This window comes from Geothermobacter ehrlichii (genome assembly GCF_008124615.1).
Taxonomy (GTDB): domain Bacteria; phylum Desulfobacterota; class Desulfuromonadia; order Desulfuromonadales; family Geothermobacteraceae; genus Geothermobacter; species Geothermobacter ehrlichii.
This window is the reverse complement of sequence record NZ_VNIB01000001.1, coordinates 59,776-80,089: the sequence shown is the minus strand read 5'-3', so window position 1 is coordinate 80,089 and position 20,314 is coordinate 59,776. Positions and strand designations below refer to the sequence as shown.

Annotated in this window: 22 protein-coding genes; 15 read left to right on the top strand and 7 right to left on the bottom strand. The window is 62.8% G+C overall.

The features are described 5' to 3' along the window. Positions 1–100 precede the first annotated feature (100 nt). The 8 genes from aspS to EDC39_RS00305 all read left to right on the top strand — a co-directional run bounded on the left by aspS (position 101) and on the right by EDC39_RS00305 (position 9,332). A complete protein-coding gene (gene aspS, locus EDC39_RS00340) occupies positions 101–1,897 on the top strand; it encodes an aspartate--tRNA ligase (protein WP_148894111.1) in 1,797 nt (598 codons plus the stop codon). 13 nt (positions 1,898–1,910) lie between these two features. After that, positions 1,911–2,588 (top strand): LysM peptidoglycan-binding domain-containing protein, encoded by a 678-nt coding sequence (locus EDC39_RS00335; RefSeq protein ID WP_187426563.1) that lies wholly within the window; start codon positions 1,911–1,913, stop codon positions 2,586–2,588. A 266-nt stretch (positions 2,589–2,854) separates the two neighbouring features. Beyond that, a complete protein-coding gene (locus tag EDC39_RS00330) occupies positions 2,855–5,089 on the top strand; it encodes an NADP-dependent isocitrate dehydrogenase (protein ID WP_148894109.1) in 2,235 nt (744 codons plus the stop codon). Between the two features lie 310 nt (positions 5,090–5,399). After that, complete coding sequence (gene mdh / locus EDC39_RS00325) at positions 5,400–6,356, top strand: malate dehydrogenase (RefSeq protein ID WP_148894108.1); 957 nt, start codon at positions 5,400–5,402, stop codon at positions 6,354–6,356. Positions 6,357–6,580: 224 nt separating this feature from the next. Then, the gene (locus EDC39_RS00320; RefSeq protein ID WP_148894107.1) at positions 6,581–6,781 is read left to right on the top strand and encodes a 4Fe-4S binding protein; all 201 of its coding nucleotides are present in this window, start codon (positions 6,581–6,583) and stop codon (positions 6,779–6,781) included. Between the two features lie 22 nt (positions 6,782–6,803). Continuing rightward, positions 6,804–7,937, top strand: coding sequence for a 2-oxoacid:acceptor oxidoreductase subunit alpha (locus EDC39_RS00315; protein WP_148894106.1), 1,134 nt, complete (start codon positions 6,804–6,806; stop codon positions 7,935–7,937). Continuing rightward, the gene (locus EDC39_RS00310) at positions 7,937–8,752 is read left to right on the top strand and encodes a 2-oxoacid:ferredoxin oxidoreductase subunit beta (RefSeq protein ID WP_148894105.1); all 816 of its coding nucleotides are present in this window, start codon (positions 7,937–7,939) and stop codon (positions 8,750–8,752) included. The genes EDC39_RS00315 and EDC39_RS00310 overlap by 1 nt, the downstream gene beginning before the upstream one ends. 28 nt (positions 8,753–8,780) lie before the next feature. Beyond that, positions 8,781–9,332, top strand: a complete 552-nt coding sequence (locus EDC39_RS00305) for a 2-oxoacid:acceptor oxidoreductase family protein (RefSeq protein ID WP_148894104.1) — start codon at positions 8,781–8,783, stop codon at positions 9,330–9,332. A gap of 90 nt (positions 9,333–9,422) precedes the next feature. Here EDC39_RS00305 and EDC39_RS00300 read toward each other — a convergent pair whose 3' ends face one another. After that, positions 9,423–10,364 carry a class 1 fructose-bisphosphatase gene (locus EDC39_RS00300; protein ID WP_148894103.1) on the bottom strand — a complete coding sequence of 314 codons (942 nt, stop codon included), beginning with the start codon at positions 10,362–10,364 and terminating at the stop codon, positions 9,423–9,425. A gap of 152 nt (positions 10,365–10,516) precedes the next feature. Here EDC39_RS00300 and EDC39_RS00295 point away from each other — a divergent pair, with 152 nt between their 5' ends. Next, a complete protein-coding gene (locus EDC39_RS00295; protein ID WP_148894102.1) occupies positions 10,517–10,966 on the top strand; it encodes a hypothetical protein in 450 nt (149 codons plus the stop codon). Between the two features lie 68 nt (positions 10,967–11,034). On the opposite strand, the gene EDC39_RS00290 is transcribed toward EDC39_RS00295, so the two are convergent. From EDC39_RS00290 to EDC39_RS00270, 5 genes are all read right to left on the bottom strand, one after another. Beyond that, positions 11,035–11,238 (bottom strand): hypothetical protein, encoded by a 204-nt coding sequence (locus EDC39_RS00290; RefSeq protein WP_148894101.1) that lies wholly within the window; start codon positions 11,236–11,238, stop codon positions 11,035–11,037. Positions 11,239–11,404: 166 nt separating this feature from the next. Then, on the bottom strand, positions 11,405–12,637 hold the full coding sequence (locus EDC39_RS00285; RefSeq protein ID WP_148894100.1) for a tetratricopeptide repeat protein: 1,233 nt from the start codon (positions 12,635–12,637) through the stop codon (positions 11,405–11,407). Then, on the bottom strand, positions 12,634–13,407 hold the full coding sequence (locus tag EDC39_RS00280) for an inositol monophosphatase family protein (protein ID WP_246140141.1): 774 nt from the start codon (positions 13,405–13,407) through the stop codon (positions 12,634–12,636). The genes EDC39_RS00285 and EDC39_RS00280 overlap by 4 nt, the downstream gene beginning before the upstream one ends. Then, the gene (gene cysZ / locus EDC39_RS00275; protein WP_148894099.1) at positions 13,404–14,180 is read right to left on the bottom strand and encodes a sulfate transporter CysZ; all 777 of its coding nucleotides are present in this window, start codon (positions 14,178–14,180) and stop codon (positions 13,404–13,406) included. Before cysZ ends, EDC39_RS00280 begins: the two co-directional genes overlap by 4 nt. Positions 14,181–14,223: 43 nt before the next feature. Beyond that, positions 14,224–14,868: a deoxynucleotide monophosphate kinase family protein gene (locus EDC39_RS00270; protein WP_148894098.1), complete on the bottom strand. Its 645-nt coding sequence runs from the start codon at positions 14,866–14,868 to the stop codon at positions 14,224–14,226. Positions 14,869–15,199: 331 nt separating this feature from the next. Between EDC39_RS00270 and EDC39_RS00265 the strand changes: the two genes are divergently transcribed. Together EDC39_RS00265 and EDC39_RS15245 are read left to right on the top strand one after the other, a co-directional pair. Next, positions 15,200–15,379, top strand: coding sequence for a hypothetical protein (locus tag EDC39_RS00265; protein ID WP_148894097.1), 180 nt, complete (start codon positions 15,200–15,202; stop codon positions 15,377–15,379). A 128-nt stretch (positions 15,380–15,507) separates the two neighbouring features. Next, positions 15,508–15,681 (top strand): hypothetical protein, encoded by a 174-nt coding sequence (locus EDC39_RS15245; protein ID WP_187426562.1) that lies wholly within the window; start codon positions 15,508–15,510, stop codon positions 15,679–15,681. A 68-nt stretch (positions 15,682–15,749) separates the two neighbouring features. On the opposite strand, the gene EDC39_RS00260 is transcribed toward EDC39_RS15245, so the two are convergent. Further along, a complete protein-coding gene (locus EDC39_RS00260) occupies positions 15,750–16,493 on the bottom strand; it encodes a response regulator (RefSeq protein ID WP_187426561.1) in 744 nt (247 codons plus the stop codon). 146 nt (positions 16,494–16,639) lie between these two features. Between EDC39_RS00260 and EDC39_RS00255 the strand changes: the two genes are divergently transcribed. The 4 genes from EDC39_RS00255 to EDC39_RS15235 all read left to right on the top strand — a co-directional run bounded on the left by EDC39_RS00255 (position 16,640) and on the right by EDC39_RS15235 (position 20,277). Beyond that, the gene (locus tag EDC39_RS00255; protein WP_187426560.1) at positions 16,640–17,263 is read left to right on the top strand and encodes a LysE family transporter; all 624 of its coding nucleotides are present in this window, start codon (positions 16,640–16,642) and stop codon (positions 17,261–17,263) included. A 222-nt stretch (positions 17,264–17,485) separates the two neighbouring features. Beyond that, positions 17,486–19,387, top strand: a complete 1,902-nt coding sequence (locus EDC39_RS00250; RefSeq protein WP_148894094.1) for a YgiQ family radical SAM protein — start codon at positions 17,486–17,488, stop codon at positions 19,385–19,387. Between the two features lie 12 nt (positions 19,388–19,399). Then, positions 19,400–19,822 (top strand): hypothetical protein, encoded by a 423-nt coding sequence (locus EDC39_RS15240; RefSeq protein WP_187426559.1) that lies wholly within the window; start codon positions 19,400–19,402, stop codon positions 19,820–19,822. Positions 19,823–19,875: 53 nt separating this feature from the next. Next, positions 19,876–20,277, top strand: a complete 402-nt coding sequence (locus EDC39_RS15235) for a bacteriohemerythrin (protein WP_187426558.1) — start codon at positions 19,876–19,878, stop codon at positions 20,275–20,277. Positions 20,278–20,314 lie beyond the last annotated feature (37 nt).

Sequence of the window (20,314 nt, the reverse complement as noted above, 5' to 3'; positions counted from 1 at the left end):
TTCGGTCCAGGAAGCAGCCCATCGCCCAGCCGAGGGCCGCGAACTTGGCGGGCAGTTTTTTCCAATATCTTTCACAGAACCATTCGGAGGACGACATTCCGTGAACGACATTCTTGGCTCCTGGAAACGCACCCATTACTGCGGGGACCTCAACGCCTCCCACATCGGCGAGCAGGTCTGCCTCATGGGCTGGGTCCAGCGCCGCCGCGACCACGGCGGCCTGATTTTCATCGATCTTCGCGACCGCACCGGCATCGTGCAGCTCGCCCTCGATCCAGACCGCGATCCCGAGGCGCACGCCAAGGCTGACAAGGTCCGCAACGAGTGGGTGGTGGCGGCCCTGGGCAAGGTCTCGCCCCGTCCCGAGGGGACGGTCAATCCGAAAATGAAGACCGGAGAAGTCGAGATCGAGGTTTCGGAACTGCGCATCCTCAACCGAGCCGAAACCCCGCCTTTCATGCTCGACGAGTACACCGAGGTCGCGGAAAACCTGCGGCTGAAATACCGCTACCTCGACCTGCGCCGGCCCGCCGTCCAGAACTGCCTGATGCTGCGGCACAAGGTCACACGCACGGTACGCAACTACCTGGACGAGAACGGCTTTCTCGACATCGAGACGCCGGTCCTGACCAAGAGCACGCCAGAAGGTGCCCGTGACTACCTGGTGCCGAGCCGGGTCAACCCGGGCACCTTCTACGCCCTGCCGCAGTCGCCCCAGATCTTCAAGCAGCTGCTGATGGTGTCCGGTTTCGACCGCTACGCCCAGATCGTCAAGTGCTTCCGCGACGAGGATCTGCGGGCCGACCGGCAGCCCGAATTCACCCAGATCGACTGCGAAATGAGCTTCGTCGACCGGGATGACGTCATGGCGATCATGGAAGGGATGATCGCCCGGGTCTTCAGCGAATGCATCGGAGTCGAGGTTCCCCTGCCGATGCCGCGCATGACCTACGCCGAGGCCCTCGACCGCTACGGTGTCGACAATCCCGACCTGCGCTTCGGCCTCGAGCTGGTCGACCTGACGGAGATCGTCCGCGGATGCGGCTTCAAGGTGTTCGCCGATGTCGCCGGCAAGGGCGGGCTGGTCAAGGCGATCCGGGTTCCCGGCGGCGCCAGCTTCTCCCGCAAGGAGCTGGACGACCTGACCGCCTTCGTCGCCATCTATGGCGCCAAGGGGCTGGCCTGGGTCAAGATGACGGACGACGGCTGGCAGTCCCCCATCGCAAAGTTCTTCCAGCCGGACGAGCTGAAAGCGATCGAACAGGCGCTGCAGGCCGAAAAGGGCGACCTGCTCCTCTTCGTCGCCGACACGGCCGCCATCGCCAACGAGGCCCTCGGCAGGCTGCGCCAGCATCTCGGCCAGAAACTGGGGCTGGCGAAGAAGGACGATTTCCGCTTTGTCTGGATCACCGACTTCCCCCTCTTCGAATGGGACGAGGAGGAAAAGCGCTACGTCGCCGTCCACCACCCCTTCACCGCTCCCATGGACGAGGATATCCCCCTGCTCGACTCCGACCCGGGCAGGGCGCGGGCCAAGGCCTACGACCTGGTGCTCAACGGCAGCGAGATCGGCGGCGGCTCGATCCGTATCCACGACCAGAGCATCCAGCAGCGGATGTTCGAACTGCTCGGCATCGGCGAAGAAGAGGCCCGGGCCAAGTTCGGCTTCCTGCTCGACGCCCTCAAGTACGGCGCACCTCCGCACGGCGGCATCGCTTTCGGCCTCGACCGGCTGACCATGATCCTGGCCGGCACCGACTCGATCCGCGACGTCATCGCCTTCCCGAAAACCCAGAAGGCCACCTGCCTTCTTTCCGAGGCGCCGGGACCGGTGGATGAGGCCCAGTTGCGCGAACTCGGCATCCGGCTGGCCGCACGGGCGAAAAAATCGGACTGAGCTGACAAACGCCATGGCTCGTCTTGCCGCGACATCCCTTCTGCTTCTGCTGATTCTGCTGACCGGCGGCTGCGCAAGGCCGCCGGTCAGGGAACTTGATGCCGCCCGGAGCGCCATGGCCCGCGCCTACGCCGCCGGCGCTCCCCGGTACGCCGGCCAGGAATACCAGGCCGCCAAGGCGGCACTGGAGAAAGCGGAAGATCTGGTTGCCGACGGCAAGTACGAAGCGGCGCAGAAACTCCTTCCTTTCGCCACGGCGCAGGCACGTCTGGCCGCCAGGCAGGCCCGCAAGAATCGGGCCGAAGAGGAACTCGCCCGGATCCAAAAGGAAAGGGAAGAGCGGCGCAAGAAGGAAGAAGAGGCCCGCCGCCGCACCGAAGCCACCACCCGCAAGAAGACCGTCAAACACAAGACCGTCAAGCCGAAACCCCCGACCCCGAAAAAGGTCACCCGCTACCGGGTCGTCAGGGGGGACACCCTGCCGGCCATCGCCGCCAGACCGGAAGTCTACGGCGACCCCTTCCTCTGGCCGCTGCTCTACAAGGCCAACCGGGACCAGCTCACCGACCCGCGAAAGATCTACCCGGGCCAGGAGCTGTCGGTGCCCCGCGACTTCGAACCGGGCGACCTGAAGGCGGCCCGCTCGGAAGCGGAAAAAAGCCCTTTCTTCGGTCGACTCAGAAAGGACTGAGCCCGCCATTCTCCCCGTTTTCCGGGTCCGTTTTTCAGGGTTCCGAAAAACGGTTGCGGCTGGCGATACGGCAGCGAAAACTTCCCGGCCGCGCCAGTCATCACGCCCCCTTTTCCTCTACTGCCACCGTCCGCATTTTTCCTTGACAGGCCCCTGACGCCTGTATACTGTATACACTTCCAAAGACAACCGTCGTTCTATATCCGTGGCTCCGGCGTCTGGCCGGGCGCCGCGTCTGGAACATCTCATCGAAGGAGAGAGAAACCATGAGTGACAAGCAAGCCACCATTGTCTGGACCAAGATCGACGAGGCCCCGGCGCTGGCTACCTACGCCTTTCTGCCGGTGGTCAAGGCCTTCACCAAGGGTACCGGCATCGAGATCGAGCTCCGCGACATCTCCCTGGCCGGGCGCATCCTCGCCACCTTCCCCGAGCGGCTGAAGGAAGACCAGCGCATCGCCGACGAACTGGCCTATCTCGGCGAACTGGTAAAGAAGCCGGAAGCCAACATCATCAAGCTGCCCAACATCAGCGCCTCGGTGCCGCAGCTGCAAGCGGCCATCAAGGAGCTGCAGAGCCAGGGCTACGACGTTCCCGACTATCCCGAAGAGCCGAAGACCGACGAAGAGAAGGAGATTCAGGCCCGTTACGCCAAGGTTCTCGGCAGCGCCGTCAATCCCGTTCTGCGCGAAGGAAACTCCGATCGCCGCGCTGCCCTGTCGGTGAAGAAATTCGGCCAGAAGAATCCGCACAAGCTGATGAAGCCCTGGCCGGAAAACTCCCAGTGCCGGGTGGCCCACATGGAGAAGGGTGACTTCTACGGCAGTGAAAAATCGGTGACCATGGAGAAGGCCGACACGGTGCGCTTCGAGTTCGTCGGCGCCGACGGCCAGGTAACGGTGCTGAAGGAGAAACTCGACCTGCTCGAGGGCGAGGTGCTCGACTGCAGCGCCATGAACGTCGCCGCCCTGCGCGAATTCTATGCCGCCACCGCCGAGGAAGCCAAGGAGAAGGGCGTGCTGCTGTCGCTGCACCTGAAGGCGACCATGATGAAGGTTTCCGACCCGATCATGTTCGGCCACTGCGTCTCGATCTACTTCAAGGACGCCCTGGAAAAGCACGCCGACACCCTGAAGGAGATCGGCGCCAATCCCAACTTCGGCCTCGGCGACATCCTGGCCAAGCTCGACCGGCTGCCGGCCGACAAGAAGGCCGAGATCGAGGCCGACATCAACGCCTGCTACGACAAGGGGCCCGACCTGGCCATGGTCGACTCGAGCCGCGGCATCACCAACCTGCACGTTCCCAACGACGTCATCGTCGACGCCTCGATGCCGGTGGTGGTCCGCGACGGCGGCAAGATGTGGGACAAGAACGACCAGCTGCGCGACACCATCGCCATGGTGCCCGACCGCTGCTACGCCACCATGTACCGGGAGATCGTCGAGGACTGCAAGCGCAACGGCCAGTTCGATCCCTCGACCATGGGCAGCGTCTCCAACGTCGGCCTGATGGCCCAGAAGGCCGAGGAATACGGTTCCCACGACAAGACCTTCGAGGCGCCCGGCGACGGCGTGATCCGCATCGTCAACAGCGCCGGCGAGGTCGTCATGGAGCAGCAGGTGCAGAAAGGCGACATTTTCCGCGCCTGCCAGACCAAGGACATTCCGATCAAGGACTGGATCAAGCTGGCGGTGACCCGCGCCAAGGCGAGCGGTGATCCGGCCATCTTCTGGCTCGACGAGAACCGCGCCCATGACGCCGAGCTGATCAAGAAGATCAACAAGTATCTGCCCGAGTTCGACACCGAGGGGCTGGACATCCGCATCATGCCGCCGGTCGAGGCCATGCGCTTCTCCCTCGAGCGCATCCGCAAGGGCCTGAACACCATCTCGGTCACCGGCAACGTCCTGCGCGACTACCTGACCGACCTGTTCCCGATCCTCGAGCTGGGCACCAGCGCCCGCATGCTCTCCATCGTACCGCTGATCAACGGCGGAGGCCTGTTCGAAACCGGCGCCGGCGGTTCGGCTCCCAAGCACGTGCAGCAGTTCCTCAAGGAAGGGCACCTGCGCTGGGATTCGCTGGGCGAGTACTGCGCCCTGGTCCCCTCGCTGGAGATGATCGCCGCCAACACCGGCAACCGGAAGGCGGCGGTGCTGGCCAAGACCCTGGACCAGGCCATCGGCGACTACCTGGAGAACCAGAAGCTGCCCTCGCGCAAGGTCAGGGAGATCGACAACCGCGGCAGCTCCTTCTTCCTCTCCCTCTACTGGGCCAAGCACCTGGCCGCTCAGGACGAGGACACCGAGCTCAAGGAGCGCTTCGCTCCCGTCGCCCGGCAGCTGGAGGAGAATGCCGACACCATCGCCCTGGAACTGATCGACTGCCAGGGCGAGCCGGTCGACATCGGAGGCTACTACCATCCGGACGATGCCAAGACCGAAGCCGCCATGCGGCCGAGCGCGACCTACAACGCCATTATCGACGGCCTTTGCTGAACCGATAAATGAAAAACGGAAAGACCCGCCTGCCGGCGGGTCTTTCTGCATTCGGCCGCTTTTGCCGCCGTGATTGCGTCAGCAACGAAACAACGGACCGGAAACCGGCGGCCCGCAAGGCGACGGACAACGATTTTCGTTGCCGCCCGCAGGGCAAAAAGGCTAAGCTCCTGCGGCAAAGATTCTTGACAGTCAAACGGAGTTTGTATACTGTATACACCGGTCCGGAAAGACCGTCTTTTCCGGATTGCGCACTGTATGCGAACTGCCCGTTTGCGGCAAACTTCATCTCGCAAAAAGGAGAGAGAAAATGGCTAGACCCAAGATTGCTCTGATCGGTGGTGGACAGATTGGTGGTGTTCTGGCACAGCTCACGGCCCTGCGCGAACTCGGCGACGTGGTGATGTTCGACATCGTCGAGGGCCTGCCCCAGGGCAAATGTCTCGACATCGCCGAAGCCTCCCCCGTCGACGGCTTCGACGTTGAGCTGAAGGGCACCAACGACTACAAGGACATCGCCGGCGCCAACGTCGTCATCGTCACCGCCGGTCTGCCCCGCAAGCCGGGCATGAGCCGCGACGACCTGATCGAGGTCAACTCCAAGATCATGACCTCGGTCGCCGAGGGTATCCGCGACAACGCCCCCGACGCCTTCGTCATCGTCATCTCCAACCCCCTCGACGCCATGGTCACCCTCTGCCAGAAGATCACCGGCTTCCCGCCCAACCGGGTCATGGGCCAGGCCGGCGTGCTCGACTCGGCCCGTTTTGCCGCCTTCATCGCCTGGGAACTGGGCGTCTCCATCAAGGACGTCAACGCCATGACCCTGGGCGGTCACGGCGACACCATGGTGCCGCTGGTTCGCTACGCTTCGGTCAACGGCATTCCGGTCATGGAGCTGCTCGAGCGCAAGTACGGCAGCAAGGAAAAGGCCAAGGAAGTGATGGACGCCATGGTCAAGCGCACCAAGGGTGCCGGCGGCGAGGTTGTCGCCCTGCTCAAGACCGGCAGCGCCTTCTACTCCCCGGCCTCTTCCGCCATCGCCATGGCCGAGTCGATCCTCAAGGACCAGAAGCGGGTTCTGCCGACCTGCGCCTACCTGCAGGGCGAGTTCGGGGTCGACGGCTACTATGTCGGCGTCCCCTGCGTGCTGGGTGCCAACGGCGTCGAGAAGATCATCGAGTTCACGCTCGACGAGGAAGAGCAGGCCATGTTCGACAACTCGGTCAACGCCGTCAAGAACCTGGTCGACAGCCTCAACCTCTAATGCCCTGTCGTAACCACATCGGCTGACAGGAAGGGCAATGGCGACATTGCCCTTCTTCCTTTTTCGCCCGGAGAAAAATTCAGTCTGCCTCAACGTTTTTTGCAGTCTGTCGAAAAAATGACGTAGACAATATACCCTGGCACCAATCCGCCGCTTGTGGTAACATTCCGCCGCTTTAAGTTGCCGCCGTCGGGCGGTTATCAAACCAAAGGAGATAGACCGGAATGAGCAAGGCCAAAGGAGAAGTCGAGATCATCGAGAAATACTGCAAGGGCTGCAGCATCTGTGTCGAATTCTGCCCGACCAAGGTACTCGAGATGGATCTCTTTGTCGTCAAAGCCGCCAAGCCGGAAGCCTGTATCGCCTGCATGCAGTGCGAACTGCGCTGCCCCGACTTCGCCATCAAAGTCACCAAGGTTGCTTAATTCATAGAGGAGGAAGGATCCAGTGGCAAAGAAAGTTGCACTCCTTCAGGGGAACGACGCGTGCGCCCATGGCGCCATTTACGCCGGCTGCAAGTTCTTCGGCGGCTATCCGATCACCCCGTCGACCGAGGTGGCGGAAGTGCTGTCGGGAGAACTGCCGAAAGTCGGTGGCAAGTTCATTCAGATGGAAGACGAAATCGGCGCCATCGCTTCGGTCATCGGCGCTTCCCTGGCCGGGTCCAAGGCCCTGACCGCCACTTCGGGCCCCGGCATGTCCCTCAAGCAGGAACTGATCGGCTATGCCTGCATCGCCGAGGTTCCCATCGTCATCGTCAACGTCATGCGCGGCGGTCCCTCGACCGGCATGCCGACCGGTCCCGGCCAGTCCGACGTCATGCAGGCCAAGTGGGGCACCCATGGCGACCACGCCGCCATCGCCGTCGCCCCGGCCTCCTGCCAGGAGATCTTCGAGGAAACCGTCCGCGCCTTCAACCTGGCCGAAAAGTTCCGCATGCCGGTACAGATTCTCTACGATGAGATCGTCGGCCACATGCGCGAGCGGGTCGAGTTCCCCGAACCGGGCGAACTGGAAGTCATCGACCGCAGCGCTCCGACCGTTGCCGCCGAAGACTACAAGCCCTACGACCCGACCCAGGGTCAGGTTCCGCCCCTGGCCGCCTTCGGCTCCGGCTACAAGTTCCACGTCACCGGCCTGAACAAGGCTCCCGACGGCTTCCCCACCACCAAGGCCGAACTGGTCGACGCCGAGGAGCGCCGGCAGATCGCCAAGGTCATGGACCACGTGGACGAAATCGAGAAGAACGAGGAGTACCAGACCGAGGACGCCGATGTCATCATCTGGGCCTTCGGCTCCACCTCCCGTTCCGCCCGCTACGCGGTCAACGAGCTGCGCAAGGAAGGCATCAAGGCCGGCCTGTTCCGTCCCATCACCCTCTGGCCCTTCCCGGAGAAGCGGACCGCCGAACTGGCCCGGCAGGCCAAGGCGATCATCGTTCCCGAGCTGAACCTGGGACAGATGATCTACGAGGTCGAGCGCGTCGCCAAGGACGCCTGCACCATTACCGGCATCAACCGGGTCGACGGTGAACCGATCAATCCCGGCCAGATCATGGACCGGGTCAAGGAGGTACTCTAATGGCATACGATTACGAAAAATCGATCCGCCCGGGCAAGCTGCCGCACATCTGGTGCCCCGGCTGCGGTCACGGCATTGTCATGAAGGGCCTGATCCGGGCCATGGACGCCTGCGAGCTCGATCGCAGCAAGACTGCCATCGTTTCCGGCATCGGCTGCGCCAGCCGCATGCCCGGCTACCTGGACGCCTGCACCCTGCACACCGCGCACGGTCGCGCCGCGGCCTTCGCCACCGGCGTCAAGATGGCCCGCCCCGATATGACCGTCATCGTCGTCGGTGGTGACGGCGACGGCACCGCCATCGGAGGCAACCACTTCATCCATGCCTGCCGGCGCAACATCGACATGACCTATGTCGTCATGAACAACTACATCTACGGCATGACCGGCGGCCAGTTCTCGCCGACCACGCCGACCGGGGACATGGCCTCCACCACCCCCTACGGCAACCCTGATCCGACCTTCGACATCAGCAAACTGGCCATCGGCGCCGGCGCCACCTTCGTCGCCCGCACCACCGCCTTCCACGCCACCCAGATCGACAAGCTGATCGCCGAGGGCATCCGGCACAAGGGGATGGCGGTCATCGAGATCATCGACGACTGCCCGACGACCTACGGGCGGCGCAACAAGTTCCGTTCGGTGGTCGACATGATGAAACGTCTGAAGGACATGACGGTGCCGGTCGCGGCCGCCAGCAAGATGAGCGCAGAGCAGCTCGAGGGCAAGATCCTGACCGGCGTGCTGTTCAAGGAAGAGCGCCCCGAGTACACCGCCCAGTATCAGCAGGTCATCGAGCGGGCGCAGGGCGCCTGATCACCATCCACCACAGGAGGAGAAAACCATGTCTGAACGTTATGAAATTCGGTTTTCCGGTGCGGGTGGTCAGGGTCTGATCACCGCCGGCATCATTCTCGCCGAGGCGGCGACCATCGTCGAAGGCAAGAGCGCCGTTCAGTCCCAGAGCTACGGCCCTGAGGCCCGCGGCGGCGCCTCCAAGTCAGAGGTCATCATCTCCGACGGCCCCATCGACTATCCGAAGGCGACCATCGTCGACGCCTGCCTGGCCATGACCCAGGAAGCCTGCGACAAATACGCCAACGGCATCAAGCCTGGTGGCCTGCTGCTGCTCGATGAGGATTTCGTGCCCAACGTGCCGGAAGGTGACTTCCGGGTGGTCCGAATTCCCATCATGCGCATCGCCCAGGAGGAGATCGGCCGGGCCATCGTCGCCAACGTCGTCGCCCTGGGCGCCATGATCGCCCTGACCGATGTCGTCAAGCGCGAATCGGGCCTGAAGGCGGTTCTGTCCCGCGTGCCGGCCGCCTTCAAGGAGCTGAACGAAAAGGCCTACAACCTCGGCTTCGAAACCGTCAAGGCGGCCATGGCCTCCTGACGGCTGGCTACGGCAACGTCCGAAAAAAAGCCCGGAAGCGACAGCTTCCGGGCTTTTTTGTTGCACCCTCGGGACAAGAGCAAGGCCGGCTCAGCCGAACTCCTGCACGAACTTCTCCGCCATGGCAACATCCTCCTTGCTGCCAATGAAGACCGGCTCGCGGTGGTCGATCGCCTTCGGATCGATGTCGAGAATCCGCTCCCGGCCGTTGGAGGCGGCACCGCCGGCCTGCTCGATGAGAAACGCCATCGGATTCAGCTCGTAGAGCAGCCTCAGCTTGCCTTCCGGCTTGTCCTGCAGATGCGGATAGAGGAACAGCCCCTGCCCCTTGATCAGAATCTGGTTGATATCGGGCACGAAACCGCCGCTGTAGCGCAGCTTGGAGCCCTTCGCTTCGAGGGCCTGCACCAGCTTCTCGACTCCCGGCGTGTACTTGTTGCGCTGGCCGCCCGGCGAATAGATGGTACCGGAAGGTTTCATGCGGATGTTCTCCTGCACCAGGGTGTATTCCATCAGGGCGTTCATGGCGAACTCGTGCACCCCGTTCCCCGTCGAATAGACCAGGGTACAGCGCGGTCCGTAGAGAATGTACAGGGCGGCGACCAGATTGCGGCCCCGCTGCAGGATGTCCTCGCCGCGGTAGATGCCGACGATGGTGCCGACGGCCAGGTTGACATCGACCAGAGAGGAGCCGTCGAGCGGGTCGTAGACGACGGCGTACTTGCCGGTCAGGTTGACGCTGAGAATCTCCGAGGATTCCTCGGAGGCGATAGAGGAAACGACCCCGGAATGGACCAGCCGCTTGCGCAAAATGCGGTCGGAGAGGACATCGAGAGCCAGCTGTTCCTCGCCGTAGAGGTTGGACGTCCCGGCCACACCGAGCTCACCGGTCCGGATGGAATGGATGACATAGCGGGACGCTGTGGCAATCTCGCAGATGACCCGGGTCAGGTCCCGGTCCTCTTCATTCTCGCGCAGATGACGGCGCAGATCGATCTGAAACGGCGTCGTCCCCGGTTCGCGTGCGACCATGAAAGCCTCCTTGTCATTGGAATTGAAAAACCGTCGACAAGTTTAGACCAGCCTCAGACATCGGGCAAGTTTTTTGCTTTCGCCCCCCCCTTGACGCCGGGACATCCCCTGATAAGCTCGAAGCTGAACCAAAGTTTCATGGAGGTGACACCATGACTGAGGAAAGACCGGAAGAAAGACCGGAAGAAAGACCGGAAGAAAGACCGGAAGAAAGACCGGAAGAAAAGCAGGAACAACAGGAAGCGGCGGAGGAGCATTCCCGCCGGACCATGGAGAAATTCTGGGACGCGACCGTCGACACCTGGCATACAGCGACTTTCAAGGCAGCCAAGTACAGCCGCCTGGTGCAGAAGAAGATCGACCTGAACTCGCTGCACAAGAAGATCTCCTCGGCACACACCGAACTGGGGAAGATGATCGACGATCTGCACCAGCGCGGCGAAAGAGAGATCCTGAACAACGCCGAAGTTTCCGGCCTGCTGGCGCACCTGACCGATCTGCGGCATCAGGCGGCGACACTGGAGGAAGAGATCATCGCCATCCGCACCCAGGAGACGCCCGAAGAGAAGGAGCAGGCGGAACCGCCCGCCGGCACCGCCTGAGAAGCAGAGAGGGCTCCCGGTTTTGCCGGGAGCCCTCTCTGCTTTTAAAGAAATTTACAGGTTACTTTTCAGCGAACGTGCTTGCGTGACCGGGGGACGCTGTGCAGATGCTCATCCTTGTATTCCCTGTCCCAACGACGCATCTCCTCGATCAGTTCGTCCTCGGCCGCCGACATGCTCGCAGCATGCCGCTCCATGATGTCGATGGTCTGGTCGATCACCTCGATACGTTCCTGAAGACGGGGGTTGCCAGGATTTCCTGCACGGTTCATCACGGTCATACTGCCTCCTTTTTGCATCGGTTGCGGCCGGCCAGTGAAGAACCGGCCAGGTGGTTAACCGGATGAAGTACGGGTGGGTTATTTTCATATTATACCCGCGACCCGGCCGGAGGCAAGAAGCTGCCGCCCTGCGCAGCAGTTGCCGGCTGCGGGATTTTCAGAACCGGCCGAGGCTCTGCCGCCAATTGTTCTGCAACGCCGCGAAATCTAAACCATAAGAACCGAAGACCCTGGCGAAAACCTCCTCGGTGCTTTCTCCCTGCGCGTATCCGGCCAGCAGGTCGCCCACCAGGTACCAGCCGTAGTATTCCCCCAGGTAACGGACGAAGGAGTAGCTCTGTTCATAGGCCAGTCTTGCCTGCTGCGCCGGCAGGCTCCCCCAGTTGCCGGCCAGCCGTGCAAAGGGAATCAGCTTTTCGGCGCGGGGCAGGTACCTGAGGGGAGGATCGAATTGGCTGCGTTCCATCACCTCGGCGATCCCCTCGTTCAGCCAGGTAGGACAGCGGCCCCGCGCCAGACCGCGCACCACCACATGAGCGTATTCGTGATAGAGCAGCGCCCGCAGATGCGGACTGATCTCGTGCACACCGCCGAGGGGGATGCGCACCTTGCCGTCGTAGAGTCCGCCGGCCCAGTCGGGAGACTTGGTCGTTTCGGAGAAATCCCTGCTGGTGTAGAGCAGCACTTCGACCTTTTTCTGGGGAAAGTAGGAAAAATAGCCGCCGATGTCGATATAGGCATCGTTGAGCACATCGAGGATCTGCCGGCCGATATCGGCGTGGATTTCGCCATCGTAGGAGAGCACGAATCCCGGAGCATAATCCCGTTCCATGTCGGCCTCGACCCGGTATTCGCGCTCGGCCTTGGCCAGCATGTCGGCCAGGTTGGCGTCGTCGGGCCTGGCCGCCGCCGCTTGCCGCCAGATGTCGATGGCGTCGCGCAACCTGCCTGTCCGGTAGTAGACCCGGCCGAGCAGGGTCTTCGCCATCGCCGAGTCGGGATCGATTCCCAATGCCTGCCCGAGTTCGACCTCGGCTTCGGCGGTCCGGTCCAGCGCCAGCAGGTTTTCGGCCAGAAAGAGCGGAAAGCGGATATCGTCCCCGTACCTCTCCTCCCCTTCCCGCAACAGCTTCACGGCCTCGTCCCAGCGGCCGCCCTCCGCCAGCTGGCGACTGGCCGCCAGCATCCCCTCGGCCAGATTGCGACGGATGGTCTCGTCGTAGGGATTGCCCTGACTGGCCCGGCGCAGGTAGTCGAGCGCCTCGAGATAGCGTCCGGCATCGAAAGCCTTCTTGCCCAGCAGGTTGAGCTGACCGGGGTTCAGGTCGGCAAAAGCCGGAGCAGCAAATAGAAGAAGCAGGCAGAGGATGAAAAGACGGCAAAAGATCATGGCCTTTGTCCCAGAGCCAGGACATCGATCATGTCCTGGTGGATGCGTCCGTTGCTGGCGAGGAATTCCTTTCCCTGCAGCTCGACCCGGCCGCCGGCGAAATCGCTGACCCGGCCGCCGGCCTCGGCCACCATCAGCAGACCGGCGGCGACATCCCAGGGCTTCAGCTTCATCTCCCAGAAGCCGTCAAAACGGCCGCAAGCGGTATAGGCCAGGTCGAGGCAGGCGGAACCGGCCCGCCGGCAGGCACGGGCCTTTGTCTGAAAATTGACGAAGTGATCGAAGTTGTTGGCCCGGCTGGTCCGCCGGTCATAGGGAAAGCCCGTCGCCAGCAGGGCTTTGTCGAGCCGGTCGGTCTCCGACACCCTGATCGGGTGATCATTGAGCCGGCAGCCCTTCCCCTTTTCGGCAACGAACATCTCTCCCATGCAAGGTACGTAAATGACGCCGAGGATGGTCTCGCCCCGGCAAGTCAGGGCGATGGAAACCGCCCACCAGGGAAGACCGTGCGCATAGTTGGTCGTCCCGTCCAGGGGGTCGACAATCCAGCAGTAATCGGAATCGCGCTCGCCATAATCGCCTTCCTCGGCCAGAACGTCGTGCCGGGGAAAGGTCTTGCGCAGCAGGCCGACGATGGTCTCCTCGGCCCGCCGGTCGGCCTCGGTGACCAGATCGACCTCCCCCTTGTAATCGACACGCAGAATGGAACCGAAATGCTCGAGCAGCACCTTGCCGCCGGCCTCTGCCGCCTGTTGCGCGATATTTCTCACGATATTTCCTCCCGGTCGGCCGCCTCCTGCCGGCAATCGCACCAAAGCAGGGTCGCCCCGACCACTCCCAGCGGAATGGCGAAAAACTGCAGGAACGGAATGGCCAGCAGACAAAGGACGCCGACGCCGAAGCCCAGAGCCAGAAACCGCCGCCCGCGCAGGAACCGCCGCTGCTCGGAAAATCCCTGCCCCTTGCGGCTGAAGACGTAACCGGTGTACTCGATGACCAGAAAATAGACAGTCAGAAAAAAGGAAAGAATCGAATAGACCAGGGTTCCGAATCCCGGGATCAGGTTCAGCAACAGCAGCAGGCCCATGCCGATAACGAACAGCAGCATTTTCCTGCTTTCGTCGACCAGCACCCGCCAGGCCTCGCGCAGGGAGAAGCGGACGGAAACCGCCCGACCGGTAACCAGGGCTTCGGTCCGCTCGGAAAGGATTTCGTTGAAGGGCGAGGCGATGAGATTGCCGACCACGGTGAAGGAGAAGAAGACCAGTATCGCCGTCAGCAGCACCGCGACCACCCAGAGCAGATAGTAGAGGAGCAGCCAGTACCACCCCTCCCCGCTGGGGATCATCGACTCGATCCGGGTATCGAAGAAGTCGAGCCCGAGCCAAACAGCCAGGGAAAAGACCAGGGTGTTGATCAGAAAGGGGATCAGCACATATTGCCAGAGCCGGGGGGTTTTCAACAGAAAACGCCCGCCACGGAACGGGTAGAAGAAGCCTCTGGCGAAACGGCTCAGCGGATTGTCACGCAAAAGTTCGGCCATGGTCGAAACCCTTCAGACATTCTAGCACGGAATGCCGCCCCGCTCAGAGTCGGTAGCGCTGCTGCAGCCGGGCGACCTGGACGAGGAAGTCGTCGAGCGTGCCGTCGTTGAGGATCTCTTCGTCCCAGTCGGCAAAACCGTCGAGCGAGATTTCACTGGCATGGTTGCCGGCGGCGGCGACCCCTGGGCGGATGATCCGGACAAAACGGCCGCCGTGCCGGCCGATGACCTCGATTTCATTCATGAAACGCACGTCGTCGACCAGAACGTGGACCCGGTCGAGGTCGTAACCGGCAAGCTGCCGCTCCCAGGCCTTGGTCCAGTAGTCCGGATCCTGGGCGCGACGGTATTCGGTTCCCCACCACTGCAGGAGGCGGCGGACGGTGACCGCCGTCATGCCTGTCCGGTCCTGGATGTCGCCATGGGTCTGCACGAAGTGGGGCCATCGGTCGCAGGCGGCCCCGGCACGGACGGTGTCAATGTAGAAGACGCGGACCTTGTCGTCCTGGTCGCCGTAAACGAGAGGAACATGTTCGCTCGCGCCGGCCCGGCGTAAAAAGGACTCGACCTCGTCGCGCAGGGCCTGCGCCATTGGAATGATGCGGGTTTCTCCCCTGGCCAGGGAGGCGAGGTGGCGGGCGGCGGTCGTCTTGCCCGAAGCGGCCTTGCCGGCAAAACCGATGATCATCAGATACCCTTTGCAAAAACACAGTATTGGCAATGCCCGGAGCCCTCCTTCCCGACAGGCCGGTGACGGCGAGAAGACGCATCCGGGTTCAGAAGACGTGGCTGAGTGTACAGAAATCGTTCCTGCGGTTCAACGACTTAACGGCCGAAAGCGGCGCGGCCCGGCTAATTTTGCTAGAATGAATGACAGAAGCCGCCGGTGACGCCCCGCCGGGCGACATCGGACACCCGAAACGGCAAGTTTGTGCCGGATGGAAAGTGCAGGTCATCGACTTGCACCATCCGCCGGTGACGAGCCCACTTGATGCAGGAAAAGAAAAGGAGCCGGAAAGATGACCGAATTCAGTTGCCAAAACCCGGAAGAACACTGCGATCTGCACATCTGTCAGCTCTCCGCCAAGGAGCGACATCCCGAGCTGGACAAACTGTTCGAAAATCCGCAGTTCGTCTGCGTCAACTGCGGCGTCAAGGTCAACAAAAGCGCCAACGTCTGCGTCCCCAAGCCCCTCTGACCGACAGCCCGCGAATATCCGCCTTCGCCCGCCGCCGGCTCTTTCGCCGGCGGCTTTTTCCGCTTGCATTCGGACCGGACACCGATAGAGTGGATGGTACAAGCGGTTTTTCCGGGAAGGAGGTGCCTATGGAAAAGGAACGCTTCGAGCGCGCAACCGACGGCATGGAATCTCCGCCATCCCGACCCAACCCGTTCAGACCTGTCTGGTCCGACCCGGACATGACCTGTGACAGCTGCCGCTACAACGACCAGGACATCGACACCTTTCCCTGCGCCAGGTGTCACACCCGAACCCAGTGAGCCGCGCCGGCGACCTGACAGAAAAGCCCTGCTGCAGCAGGGCTTTTCTGTGCGCTCCCTTCCTTTCGTCAATCGAGGGAAAGAATACCCTCCTGCTGCTCCTCGACCAGGTCGCCGGCGAGCAGATCGGAAATCACGCTGCGCAGCCGCTCGCGCGTTCCGTCATCGACATTCTCGAAAAGAATCGCCATCCCCGGCTCGATACGCAGACTGTCGCGAAAAACGTCCTTCTGGTAGATCACCCGCCCGGAAAGCCGCAGCTCTCCTTCGGGAAGCGGCAGCAGAAGCTCCACCTCGCTGCCGACCGGCAAGGGATCGGGATGGCGCAGGTAGATCCCCCCTTCGGACAGGCTGACCGCCGGCAACGACATGCCGGAACCGGCATGCAGCAGCCCGACCTTCTCCCGGTAGGAGCAGCGCAACCGCTGCCGGGTCGGACCGTCCCGCCGGCCGAAAATCCGGGTAAGAACCCGGTGCAGCGCATAGGGGGTGATCGGCTTGAGCAGGTAGCCGTCGGCCCGATATTTCCGGGCCTCGGCCTCCAGTCCGCGCTCTTCGGAGGCGGACACCAGCACGACCGGAATCTCCGCCAGCGCCGGATCGCCCTTGAGCAGCCTGATCAGCTCGGTGCCGTCGACCCCCGGCATGAAGCGGTCGACCAGGACGAGGTCGGGCTTGAGCACCCGCACCATCTTCAGACCGATTTCGACGGTCTCCGCCGGCACGACATCGAACCCCATGCGCTTGAGCAGCAAGCCAATGTACATGGAGAAGGTCTTGCTGTCGTCGACGAGTACGATCAGTCGGTTCATTCCCAAGAAAACCCTCCTTTTCATGCAAGACAAATTCACGTTTGTCTTTCATGAAACTACCTGATTTGATCGACACGAGTCAACGACAGCCATGCCGCAGCCCCCCCTTGCCAGACACCCCCGTTTACCTCTATAAGTTATGGGCCATGAACGCATCGACGCTTCCCGTCCTCACCTTTCTGTCGGTCTTCGTCCTGGCCATCGTCAGTCCGGGGCCCAACTTCATCCTGGTCAGCAAGACCGCCCTGAGCGATTCCCGCCGTGCCGGCCTCTGCGTCGCCCTGGGCATCGCCACCGGCAGCGGCCTGTTCGCCCTGGCCGGGCTGACCGGCCTGCTCGTTCTGGTCGGCTCCCTGCCGGCCATCGCCCACATCTGGCAGTGGCTGGGGGCCGGATACCTGACCTGGCTCGGCCTGGCCATGCTGTTCGGCAAACGGGAAACGGCCGACTCCAAACGGGCCGGCACCGGCGAGCGGCTCTCCTGCGGGCGCGCCTGGCGTCTCGGCCTGCTGACCAACCTGACCAATCCCAAGGCCTGGGCCTTCTACCTCAGCCTGTTCACCCTCGTAAGCCGTCCGGACATCCCACTGGCTATCAAGATCGGCCTGAACCTGGCCATGTTCGCCATCTCCCTCGCCTGGTACGGTCTGGTCGCCCTGCTGCTGAGCGAACCGCGCCTGGCGCCACGGCTGAACCGCTTCGAACCCGCTATCCGCCGACTGCTCGGTTTCGCCCTGCTCGGTTTCGGCCTGCGCCTGGCCCGCAACTGAGCCGTGACTTGACCGCCGTCCCCCGTCCCCGTTAAGTTCGGAGTGTAACAGGGGGTTGAATAACGTGATGAGGGCAGGCGAAACAAGGCGAAAACGGCCGACAAAGCGCAGTTTACATACCAGTAAACGAGCATTTGGAGGCTGTTTTCAACGCCGTATCGCCAACCGCAATAGTTTTTTCGGCACCCTGGCAAGAACGGCAACCGGCGGAAGGGACCAAGGATGACCGACATTCCCCGTGACATTCCCCTGAGCGCCTGGCTTCCGGCCAGCCGCGCCGAAATGGCGGCGCGCGGCTGGGACCAGGCCGACGTCATCGTCGTCACCGGCGACGCCTACGTCGATCATCCCGCCTTCGGCACCGCCATCGTCGGCCGGCTGCTCGAATCCCTGGGCCTGCGCGTGGCCATCCTGCCACAGCCGAACTGGCAGGACGACCTGCGAGATTTCCGCAAGCTGGGCGCTCCCCGCCTCTTTTTCGCGGTGACCGCCGGCTGCATGGATTCGATGGTCAACCACTATACTGCCAACCGGCGGCGGCGCTCAGACGACGCCTACACGCCCGGCGGCCGCGCCGGCCGGCGGCCCGACCGGGCGGTGACCGTCTACAGCAGCATCCTCAAACGGCTCTACCCGCAGACGCCGGTGGTCATCGGCGGCATCGAGGCGAGCCTGCGCCGCATCACCCATTATGATTTCTGGTCGGACAGCCTGCGGCCGACCGTCCTGGCGGAAAGCGGTGCCGATCTCCTGATCTACGGTATGGGCGAGGAGCCGCTGACCCGCCTGGTCCGCCTGCTCGAGCGTGGCGTCCCCTTCGCCCGCATAGACACCCTGCCGCAATCGGCCATCCTCCGTCCGGAAGAACGGGTTCCGGTCTGCCGGGCCTGGAACGATTTCGTTCTGCACGCGCACGAGGACTGCCTGCGCGACGCCAGGCTGCAGGCGGAAAATTTCGCCCGGATCGAGCAGGAGAGCAACCTCTGGCAGAGCCGGACCCGGTTTCTGCAACGGGTCGACGGACAGGTTCTGGTGCTCAATCCGCCGGAACCACTGCCGGAGCAAAGAGCCCTCGACCACATCTACGATTTGCCCTACACCCGTTTTCCGCATCCCCGTTACCGGAACAGGGGGGCGATACCGGCCTTCGAGGCGGTGAAACATTCGGTCACCATGCATCGCGGCTGTTTCGGCGGCTGCAGTTTCTGCACGATTTCCGCCCACCAGGGCAAATTCATCGCCAGCCGCAGCCCGGCCTCGATCCTGCGCGAAGTCGAACGGGTCACGGAGATGCCGGGCTTCGCCGGCACCATCACCGACCTAGGAGGGCCGAGCGCCAACATGTACGGCATGGGTGGCAAAAAGCCGGAGATCTGCCGCCGCTGCCGGCGGCCGAGCTGTCTTCACCCGGAAGTCTGCGCCAATCTCGACACCCGCCACCAGCCGCTGCTGGAAATCTACCGGGCGGTGACCGCCCTGCCGAAGGTCCGGCACCTGCAGATCGGTTCGGGCCTGCGCTACGACCTCTTCCTGCATCCGACCGATGACCCGGAACTGGCCGCCGACCACCAGGCCTACTTTGAGCAGCTGGTCAGCCGTCATGTCTCGGGCCGGCTCAAGGTGGCGCCGGAACACACCGCGGATTCGGTGCTGCAGCTGATGCGCAAGCCGGGATTCGACCTCTTCCTGCACCTGAAGGAACGCTTCGAGGCCGTCTGCCGGAAAAAGGGACTGAAGCTGCAGCTGGTCCCCTACATGATCTCCGGACATCCCGGCTGCGGCATCGAGGAAATGGCCGAGCTCGCCCTGACTCTGAAGCGGCTCGGCTACCGTCTCGAGCAGGTTCAGCTCTTCACCCCCACGCCCATGACCCTGGCCACCGAGATGTTCGCCTGCGGCCTTGATCCTTTCAGCCAACAGAAGCTGAAAGTGGCCAGGGACGAGCGCAGCCGACGCGATCAGCATCGCCTCTTCTTCTGGTACCTGGCGGAAGAAAGAGAACGGATCGGTGCCGTCCTGCGGCGGGTCGGGCTGGAAAAGACCGCCGCCCGACTTCTCGGCGACCGGTCGGCGGTGCGCCGGCCCAAACGCAATGGCGGGCGGCGACAAAAGAAAAGGGAGTGACGTAAACCGTCCATGGACCCCGTCGTTCATCTCGACCCGACTCTCTGCCGCCAATGCGGCGGCCTCTGCTGCCAGGGGCATCCCGGCGTCTGGAGCGATCCCGAACGATTCGCCACCCTCTTCTTCGCCGGCCGCGCCTTCAGGCGCGAGGAACTGGAGGCAAGACTGGAAGGACTGCAGCTCGAGCTGCGCGATTACAGCGGCGTCGCCGTCCCGGCGCCGAAAAGCACCGACTCGGGGTGCATCTTCCTGCAACCCGGCGGCTGCCGGCTCGACCCGGCCGTCCGTCCCTGCCAGTGCCTGGGGCTGGAGCCGGACCTGGACACCCTGATGACCGGCGAGTTACACTGTCGGATGCCGTCGCACCTGGGTTACGACCGGGTACGATCCAACTGGCAGAACTACTGGCAGAAGCAAAAAACATATCTCCGCTGACGACCACCACGCGGACGCGACGCGCAACTTCGAAAAAAGGGGCAAACGAAATCATGGGACTGCAATGGGATACCACTCTGGCCGTCGGACACGAGATGATCGACGAGCAGCACCGCGAGCTTTTCGCCCGTTTCAACGCCTTTCTCGAAGCCTGCAACCAGCGGCACGGCAAAAGCCGGCTGGAAGAGCTCTTCCGCTTTCTCGACACCTACGTCGTCGAGCATTTTCGCGCCGAAGAGGAACTGATGCAGGCAACCGCCTATCCCGAGGCGGACGAACACCTCTCCCAGCACCGGCACTTCATCGACCGCGTTCGCGAACTGCGGGATGAACTGGACCGGGACGGGCCGACGCTGCCGGTCATCATCCAGACCAACAAGGCCCTGCTCTACTGGCTGACCAGCCATATCCGGCAGGTCGACACCGCACTGGCCCGCTGGCTGGAAAAATCCTGACCGCACCTGCCGCCGGCAACAGTTCACGGTATACTTT

Excerpts from the sequence above, each read along its gene's own strand:
- EDC39_RS00335 (WP_187426563.1), top strand. The coding sequence starts at position 1,911 with ATGGCTCGTCTTGCCGCGACATCCCTTCTGCTTCTGCTGATTCTGCTG.
- EDC39_RS00330 (WP_148894109.1), top strand. The coding sequence starts at position 2,855 with ATGAGTGACAAGCAAGCCACCATTGTCTGGACCAAGATCGACGAGGCC.
- mdh (WP_148894108.1), top strand. The coding sequence starts at position 5,400 with ATGGCTAGACCCAAGATTGCTCTGATCGGTGGTGGACAGATTGGTGGT.
- EDC39_RS00320 (WP_148894107.1), top strand. The coding sequence starts at position 6,581 with ATGAGCAAGGCCAAAGGAGAAGTCGAGATCATCGAGAAATACTGCAAG.
- EDC39_RS00310 (WP_148894105.1), top strand. The coding sequence starts at position 7,937 with ATGGCATACGATTACGAAAAATCGATCCGCCCGGGCAAGCTGCCGCAC.
- EDC39_RS00305 (WP_148894104.1), top strand. The coding sequence starts at position 8,781 with ATGTCTGAACGTTATGAAATTCGGTTTTCCGGTGCGGGTGGTCAGGGT.
- EDC39_RS00300 (WP_148894103.1), bottom strand. The coding sequence starts at position 10,364 with ATGGTCGCACGCGAACCGGGGACGACGCCGTTTCAGATCGATCTGCGC.
- EDC39_RS00295 (WP_148894102.1), top strand. The coding sequence starts at position 10,517 with ATGACTGAGGAAAGACCGGAAGAAAGACCGGAAGAAAGACCGGAAGAA.
- EDC39_RS00290 (WP_148894101.1), bottom strand. The coding sequence starts at position 11,238 with ATGAACCGTGCAGGAAATCCTGGCAACCCCCGTCTTCAGGAACGTATC.
- EDC39_RS00285 (WP_148894100.1), bottom strand. The coding sequence starts at position 12,637 with ATGATCTTTTGCCGTCTTTTCATCCTCTGCCTGCTTCTTCTATTTGCT.
- cysZ (WP_148894099.1), bottom strand. The coding sequence starts at position 14,180 with ATGGCCGAACTTTTGCGTGACAATCCGCTGAGCCGTTTCGCCAGAGGC.
- EDC39_RS00270 (WP_148894098.1), bottom strand. The coding sequence starts at position 14,868 with ATGATCATCGGTTTTGCCGGCAAGGCCGCTTCGGGCAAGACGACCGCC.
- EDC39_RS00265 (WP_148894097.1), top strand. The coding sequence starts at position 15,200 with ATGACCGAATTCAGTTGCCAAAACCCGGAAGAACACTGCGATCTGCAC.
- EDC39_RS15245 (WP_187426562.1), top strand. The coding sequence starts at position 15,508 with ATGGAAAAGGAACGCTTCGAGCGCGCAACCGACGGCATGGAATCTCCG.
- EDC39_RS00260 (WP_187426561.1), bottom strand. The coding sequence starts at position 16,493 with ATGAACCGACTGATCGTACTCGTCGACGACAGCAAGACCTTCTCCATG.
- EDC39_RS00255 (WP_187426560.1), top strand. The coding sequence starts at position 16,640 with ATGAACGCATCGACGCTTCCCGTCCTCACCTTTCTGTCGGTCTTCGTC.
- EDC39_RS00250 (WP_148894094.1), top strand. The coding sequence starts at position 17,486 with ATGACCGACATTCCCCGTGACATTCCCCTGAGCGCCTGGCTTCCGGCC.
- EDC39_RS15240 (WP_187426559.1), top strand. The coding sequence starts at position 19,400 with ATGGACCCCGTCGTTCATCTCGACCCGACTCTCTGCCGCCAATGCGGC.
- EDC39_RS15235 (WP_187426558.1), top strand. The coding sequence starts at position 19,876 with ATGGGACTGCAATGGGATACCACTCTGGCCGTCGGACACGAGATGATC.